Genomic DNA, 6,964 nt, shown 5'->3' with positions numbered 1-6,964 from the left:
GTGCCCATAGTGCCTGCTGATCGGCGCGGCCGTAACAGCGGGCGGCTTCGACTACCCCTACAGCCCGCCCGGCTCGCCCATTACGATCAGCGAACCGCTCCACCTTGTTCCGCATGTTCTGCCCCGCGCGTCCCGCCCTTTACGTCGTCACCGCCGAAGGACACATCATGGGTTCCGCCAAGAAGTCGAGCACCGCATCCCGCAAGGCCCGAATAGAGGAGATGCGCAAGGCCGAGCGCGCACGCGACCGCAGGGGACGGATCATCACGATCACCCTGAGCACGGTGGTCGTGGCCGCGCTCGTCGTGGGCGGTGTCATCCTCTTCCAGAAGGGCGACGACTCCGACACGGCGTCCGACGGAAACTCCGCGCCGACGTTCAAGACGACCGCGGACGGCGAGAAGGTCTGGGACGCGAAGAAGCTGGGCCGCACCCACGTCACCAAGGACGTCAGCTACTCGATGACCCCGCCGGTGGGCGGCGACCACGACCAGGTCTGGATGAACTGCAACGGCGACGTCTACAAGGACGAGATCCCGGAGCGCCACGCCGTGCACTCCCTGGAGCACGGTGCGGTCTGGGTGACGTACAACGACAAGGCGAAGCCCGCCGACCTGAAGAAGCTGGAGCAGAAGGTCAAGCAGACCCCGTACTCCCTGATGAGCCCGGTCAAGGACCAGAAGGACCCGGTCATGCTGTCGGCCTGGGGCCACCAGCGCACGGTGACCGGCGCGGACGACAAAAAGGTCGGCTCGTTCTTCTCCACGTACGTGCAGGGCAAGCAGACCCCCGAGCCGGGCGCCGCCTGCACGGGTGGCAAGTCCCAGTGAGGCGGCGCACCTGCTGGGCCGTGGGCGCCGTGGCCGCGGTGGTGGTGGCCGGCGGCGGGATCACGGTCGCGGTCGCCTCGTCGAGCGGCTCGTCCGGCACGTCCGTCCCGGCCACAGAGTCGGCCGATGCGGGCTTCGCCAGGGACATGGCCACGCATCACCAGCAGGCCGTGGAGATGTCGTACATCGTGCGCGACCGCACGAAGGACGAGGAGATCCGCCGCCTCGCGTACGACATCGCCCAGACGCAGGCAAACCAGCGGGGCATGCTGCTCGGCTGGCTCGATCTGTGGGAGCTGCCGAAGGTGCCGGAGAATGCGCCGATGGAGTGGATGGGCATGGGGGACATGCCGCCGGGCGAGGACGGCGCGCTGATGCCGGGGATGGCCACGAACACCGAGCTGAAGAAGCTCGGCAAGCTGGACGGGCGGGCCGCGGAGGTGCGCTATCTCCAGCTGATGATCAAGCACCACAAGGGCGGGGTCCATATGGCCGAGGGGTGTGTGGACCGGTGCGAGGTGGGGGCGGAGGTGCGGCTCGCGCGGGGGATGGTGGCTTCGCAGGAGTCGGAGATCGAGCTGATGACGGATCTGCTGAAGGCGCGGGGCGCGAAACCGTAGGCACGGGGCCTTGTGCGTACCGTCATCGCCGGCTGCGCCGAGCTCGTCCTCAAACGCCGGACGGGCTGACAATTCCCCGCCGGTCCGCAGGGAACCGTCAGCCGCCCCGCGCCTGACGACCGGTACACGGGACGGAGCCCGTTCACGCCATCCGCGGCAGCTCCTCCCTCAGCAAACGACCCCGCAGCTCCTCGCCCCGCACGAACCGCTCCACCTCGGCAACCGCGTACTCCCCCAGCCTGCGCACCTCGCTCCCCTGCGCCCCCGCGACATGCGGGGTGACCAGGACGTTCGGCAGTGCGAGCAGGGGATGGCCGGGCGGCAGCGGCTCGGGGTCCGTCACGTCCAGGAACGCGTCCAGGCGCCCCGCCCCGCACTCACGGGCCAGCGCCCGCGTGTCGACCAGTGAGCCCCGCGCCGTGTTGATGACGGTGCCGCCGTCCGGGATCAGCTTCAGCATCTCCTCGCTCACCATGCCCCGTGTCTCGGGGAGTTGGGGCGCGTGCACGCTGACGATCGAGCTGCGCCGGCACAGCTCGGGCAGGTCGACAAGCTCCACGCCGAGCCCCGCCGCCTCCTCCCGCGTGACGTACGGATCGGTGAGCAGCATCCGCATGCCCGCGTCGGACGCGCGCAGCGCGGCGATGACCCCGCGGCCGATGCGGGACGCCCCTATGATGCCGACGGTGCGGGCGTCGGCGCCCGTCCGTTCGGTGAAGGGCGGCCAACCGGCGGAGTAGCCCGCCGCGGTCGAAAGGGCGCCCTTCGCCGCGAAGGTGATCGCGGCGAGCGTGTAGGCCACCACGGGCCCCGCGTTCGCGTCGGCCGCCGACGAGACCACCACGCCCCGGTCCCACAGCGCGTCCGTCACCACGGGTTTCACCGATCCGGCGGCATGCACGAGTACCCGAAGACGGGGCGCGTGGGCGAGGACGTCGGCCGTGACCGGCGGGCAGTTCCAGCCCGTGACCAGGATCTCCGCTTCGGCGAGCACCGCGCGCGCGTCGGCGTCGGTGAGGGAGCCGCCGAGCAGGCCGGGCACCAAGTCCACGCTGCGGGCGAGCCGTTCGCGGATGTCGGGGGCGAACACCCGCTCCGCCACGTCCGCGCTCATGGCGAGCGCGGTGATCGCCCGTCTGGTCGCCGGTCCGGTCGCCGGACTGGTCAACGGCCCGGTCGCCGGCCCGGTCGCCGGACTGAACGGTGGAGCCTTCAACTCTGCCTGGTCTGCCACGCGTGACCATCCCTCGTAGTAACCGGTTACCCAACAGCGCCTGGAGGCTAGGCCGAAGTCGGGACAGCGGTCAAGAGATCGCGGGGTCAGGGGGGTTGACCGGCGTTAGTAACCGCTTTAGATTCCGGTCACCTTGTTCCGACGACGGAGGGGCTGCCGTGTCAGCGGTGACGAAGGACCGGACGGAAACCGAGGCGGTGAAGCCGCCCGGCAAGCGCATTAATCGCCCAAATGGCAACGAACCCAAGCGTGATGAGCGATGGAAACGGTTTCGCTCCTCGCGAGTCCTGTTGCTGCTCATGGTGCCGGGGGTCGCGTACTTCCTGGTGTTCCACTACGGCGCGTTCATCGGAAACGCCGTCGCGTTCAAGGAGTACGTCCCCTTCGACGGCCTCTGGGCCAGCCCCTGGGTCGGCTTCGAGAACTTCGACCGGATGTTCGGCGACCCGGACTTCTGGCACGCGACCTGGAACACGCTCTTCCTCGCGGTGCTCCAGCTCGTCTTCTTCTTCCCGGTCCCGCTCGGCCTCGCCCTGCTCCTGCACAGCCTGACCTCGGACCTGACGCGGCGCTTCGTGCAGTCCGTGGTCTATCTCCCGCACTTCCTGTCGTGGGTCATCGTCGTCGCCCTGTTCCAGCAGGTGCTCGCCGACACCGGCCTGCTCAACTCCGTGCTCGGGCAGGCCGGTCTGCACTCCGTCGACATCATCGGCAACCCGGACGCGTACCCGGCGCTCGTCGTCGCCCAGGTCGTCTGGAAGGACGCCGGCTGGGGCACGATCATCTTCCTCGCCGCGCTGATGCAGGTGGACGAGCAGCAGTACGAGGCCGCCGCCATCGACGGGGCGGGCCCCTGGCGCCGCTTCTGGCACGTGACGCTGCCGTCCATCCGGCCGGTCGTCATCCTGCTGCTGATCATGCGGCTCGGCGACATCCTCAACGTCGGCTTCGAACAGATGCTGCTGCAACGGCAGTCGGTCGGGCCCGAGGCCGGTGAGGTGCTCGACACCTTCGTCTTCTGGCAGGGCATCGTCGGCGGCGACACCGGTTACGCCGCGGCGGCGGGCCTGTTCAAGGGCGTGGTCGGCGCGATTCTCGTCTTCGCGGCCAACAAGGTCGCCCATCGCCTCGGCGAGCAGGGGGTCTACAAGTGAGCACGAGCACGAAATCCGCCGCGATACGCGCCGGGCGCCCCGCACGTCCTGTACGCCCCGCACGCCCCGCACAGCCCGCCCGCCCCGCCTGGATGGAGAAGCCCAAGCCGGTCACCCGGGTGGCCAAGGCCCTGGCGATCGTCACCATCCTGGTCATGGTCTTCGTGCCGTTCCTGGTCATCGTCTCGACGTCGTTCGCGTCGAACCGCGAGGTCATCGCCAACGGCGGCTGGGTCCTGTGGCCCACGCACCCGACCCTGCGCGCCTACGAGCAGGTCTTCGAGGGCGGCATCGTCACCAAGGCGCTCGGGGTCAGCGCCGGCATCACGATCATCGGCACCCTCGCCTCGCTCGCGTGCACCACGTTCCTGGCGTACGCGCTCAGCCGCCCCAAGGTGTACGGCGGGAAGCCGATCCTGCTGGTCGTCCTGTTCACCTTCCTCTTCCCGCCCGGCATGATCCCCGCGTTCCTGCTCGTCAAGGGCATGGGAATGCTGGAGAGCTACAGCGCCCTGATCGTCCCCGTCCTCATCAACGTCTTCAATCTGGTCGTCCTGCGCGGCTTCTTCCAGGGCGTTCCCGAGGAGTTGTTCGAGGCGGCGCGGCTCGACGGCGCGAACGACTGGCAGATCCTGTGGCGGGTCGTGCTCCCGCTCTCCAAGGCGGCCCTCGCAGTGGTGGGCCTCTTCTACGCGGTCAGCTACTGGAACGCCTGGTTCCATGCGTCGATCTATCTGGAGTCCGACCACTGGCCGCTCCAGCAGGTCCTGCGCACCTACGTCATGGGCGGCTCGCAGATCGCGGACACCGGGCTCAGCGACGCCGCGAACGTCTCGGCCCCGCAGACGATGCAGATGGCCGTCCTGGTGATCGCCACCGTGCCGATCCTGATCGTCTACCCCTTCCTCCAGAAGTACTTCACCAAGGGCGTGCTCACCGGCGCCATCAAGAGCTGAGCCAGTTCTCCCTCTTCCCGAATTCCGAAAGGTCGTCACTGTGTCCGGTTCCTCGATGTCGCGCCGTACGCTGCTGCGCTCCATAGCCGTCGGCGGGGCCGCGGTCGCGGCTCCCTCCCTGCTCACCGCCTGCTCCACGGATTCGAGCGGCGGCGGTTCGGTCAGCAACGCCAACAAGAAGGCGGCGCCCTGGCCGACGTACACCCCCGCCAAGGGCCCGAAGCCCGACCTCGCGCCCACGGCGGAGGGCGTACAGCCCGGCTTCACCAAGTACCCGGAGAAGCTGGTCGCCGCGACCGCCGAGAAGCCGGGCAACGGCAAGCAGAAGATCAAGGTCATGACCATCACCTACGGCACCCCGCCGAAGCCGGTCGGATCGAACAAGTTCTGGCAGGCGATGAACGAGGCCCTCGGTGTCGAGGTCGAGTTCTCGGTGGTGCCGGACGCGGACTTCCGCTCCAAGATGTCCACGCTGATGTCCGGCGACGACCTGCCCGACATGATCAACTTCGGTGGCGGTTACGTCCTGCCGCGCGAGTCGCAGTTCGTGAAGTCGCGCTGCGAGGACCTCTCGGACCACCTCTCCGGTGACGCCGTCAAGGACTACCCGAACCTCGCCAACATCCCCACGTACGCGTGGGAAGGCATGGGCCGCGTGGCGGGCCGGATCTACGGGCTGCCGATCGAGCGCGCCAAGGTGCAGGGCGCGATGTTCATCAACCGCGAGGCCTTCGACAAGGCGGGCTACAAGCCGGGCATGGCCGCGGCCGACTTCCAGACGATGGCGCGCGAGGCCTCGCAGAACAAGAAGTACGCGCTGGGTGCCTCGTCGGTCGGCTTCTTCGGCTACCTCTACCACGCGATGTGGCACGGCGCGCCGAACCAGTGGCAGATCAAGAACGGCAAGGTCGCCGACATGTTCGGGACCGACGAGTTCAGGGCCGCGCTCGAATACATGTCGAAGATGCGCAAGGCGGGCTCGTACAACTCCGACGCCACCTCGATCTCGCAGGTCGACCTCAAGACCCAGTTCTACAACGGCACGGTCCGCTCGATGACGGACGGCTGGGGCGCGGTCATCTCCAACGCGCAGGGCATCAAGGACGAGTTCACCCTCGACGCCGCCGTGCCGTACGTGGTCGACGGGGCGACGCCCGTCTACCAGCAGAACCGCGGCTGTTTCGGCTACACCGTCATCAAGAAGGCGTCCAAGGACCGCGTGAAGCTGATGCTGCGGGTCCTGGACTGGCTGGCGTCGCCGTTCGGCTCCAAGGAGTACGAGCTGATGCACTCGGGCGTCGAGGGCACGCACTTCGAGTACGACAAGAAGGGCGACCCGATCCCCACCTCGCTGGGCCTGGTGGAGAACAGGACGAACCTCCCCTTCGCGTACCTCATGGACGCACCGCAGCCGCTGTACTTCCCCGGCTTCGCCGATCTCACCGAGCGGCTGCACACCTGGGAGAAGGCGGTCGTCCCGAACCTCGTGCGCGACGACCACTGGGGCCTGATGTCGGACACGTACAACCGGCAGGGCGCGTCCATGCAGCAGATCGTCGAGGACGGCGTCACGGCGATCGTCTCGGGCCGCAAGAAGCTGTCCGACTGGGACGCCGTCTACAAGAAGTGGCAGTCGCAGGGCGGCGAGAAGTCGCGCGAGGAGTTCGCGAAGGAGTACGAGGCTGCGCACTGATCCCGGCGGGCACGGGATGCGTGCGGGCGCGGGATGATGGGTCCGGGGCATGCTCCGGACAACGGTCCGGGGCGGGCTGCGGACAGGCTGCCGTGGGGGCAACCCCGCCCCGGATTCTGCTACTTGTACCTGAGGACTCCCTGCGGAATCCCCGGGACTCGAGGCTTTGAGGAGACACAGTGGGTGAGCGGGTCACCATCCGCGATGTGGCGGCACGGGCGGGCGTCTCGGTCGCGACGGTCTCGCGGGTCCTCGCGGGCAACTACCCGACGTCGACGGCGTCGCGCGCGAAGGTGCTGCGGGCCGTCAAGGACCTCGACTACGTCGCCAACGCGCACGCTCGCGCGTTGGCGGGCGCGGGCCGCAAGACGATCGCGGTGCTGATGTTCGACGTGGTGAGCTCCTTCTACGCGCATGTGGCGCAGGGCGTGGAGATGGAGGCCGCCCAGCGGGGCCGGCTCACCCTGGTCTCGTCGA

The 6,964-nt window shown here is 68.5% G+C and carries 7 protein-coding genes; 6 read left to right on the top strand and 1 reads right to left on the bottom strand.

Going from position 1 to position 6,964, the window contains the following annotated elements:
- The first annotated feature begins 167 nt into the window (after window positions 1-167).
- Together ACQKIP_RS35265 and ACQKIP_RS35260 are read left to right on the top strand one after the other, a co-directional pair.
- Entirely contained in the window at window positions 168-830 is a 663-nt protein-coding gene (locus ACQKIP_RS35265; protein WP_365853436.1) for a DUF3105 domain-containing protein, read from the top strand.
- A complete protein-coding gene (locus ACQKIP_RS35260) occupies window positions 827-1,450 on the top strand; it encodes a DUF305 domain-containing protein (RefSeq protein WP_365852550.1) in 624 nt (207 codons plus the stop codon). The genes ACQKIP_RS35265 and ACQKIP_RS35260 overlap by 4 nt, the downstream gene beginning before the upstream one ends.
- A gap of 142 nt (window positions 1,451-1,592) precedes the next feature.
- On the opposite strand, the gene ACQKIP_RS35255 is transcribed toward ACQKIP_RS35260, so the two are convergent.
- Window positions 1,593-2,564, bottom strand: coding sequence for a hydroxyacid dehydrogenase (locus ACQKIP_RS35255; RefSeq protein ID WP_427745070.1), 972 nt, complete (start codon window positions 2,562-2,564; stop codon window positions 1,593-1,595).
- 419 nt (window positions 2,565-2,983) lie between these two features.
- On the opposite strand from ACQKIP_RS35255, the gene ACQKIP_RS35250 reads away from it, so the two are divergent.
- The 4 genes from ACQKIP_RS35250 to ACQKIP_RS35235 all read left to right on the top strand — a co-directional run.
- Window positions 2,984-3,838 carry an ABC transporter permease gene (locus ACQKIP_RS35250; protein WP_365852546.1) on the top strand — a complete coding sequence of 285 codons (855 nt, stop codon included), beginning with the start codon at window positions 2,984-2,986 and terminating at the stop codon, window positions 3,836-3,838.
- 92 nt (window positions 3,839-3,930) lie between these two features.
- The gene (locus tag ACQKIP_RS35245; RefSeq protein ID WP_361200881.1) at window positions 3,931-4,794 is read left to right on the top strand and encodes a carbohydrate ABC transporter permease; all 864 of its coding nucleotides are present in this window, start codon (window positions 3,931-3,933) and stop codon (window positions 4,792-4,794) included.
- A 55-nt stretch (window positions 4,795-4,849) separates the two neighbouring features.
- On the top strand, window positions 4,850-6,487 hold the full coding sequence (locus tag ACQKIP_RS35240; protein WP_365852544.1) for an extracellular solute-binding protein: 1,638 nt from the start codon (window positions 4,850-4,852) through the stop codon (window positions 6,485-6,487).
- 179 nt (window positions 6,488-6,666) lie between these two features.
- Window positions 6,667-6,964 (top strand): LacI family DNA-binding transcriptional regulator (locus ACQKIP_RS35235; protein ID WP_427745069.1); only part of this gene is annotated, 298 nt, incomplete at its 3' end.

Origin of the sequence: Streptomyces sp. NPDC059900, assembly GCF_050270335.1 — a bacterium.
Classification (GTDB): domain Bacteria; phylum Actinomycetota; class Actinomycetes; order Streptomycetales; family Streptomycetaceae; genus Streptomyces.
This window is presented reverse-complemented; position numbering and strand designations above follow the sequence as displayed.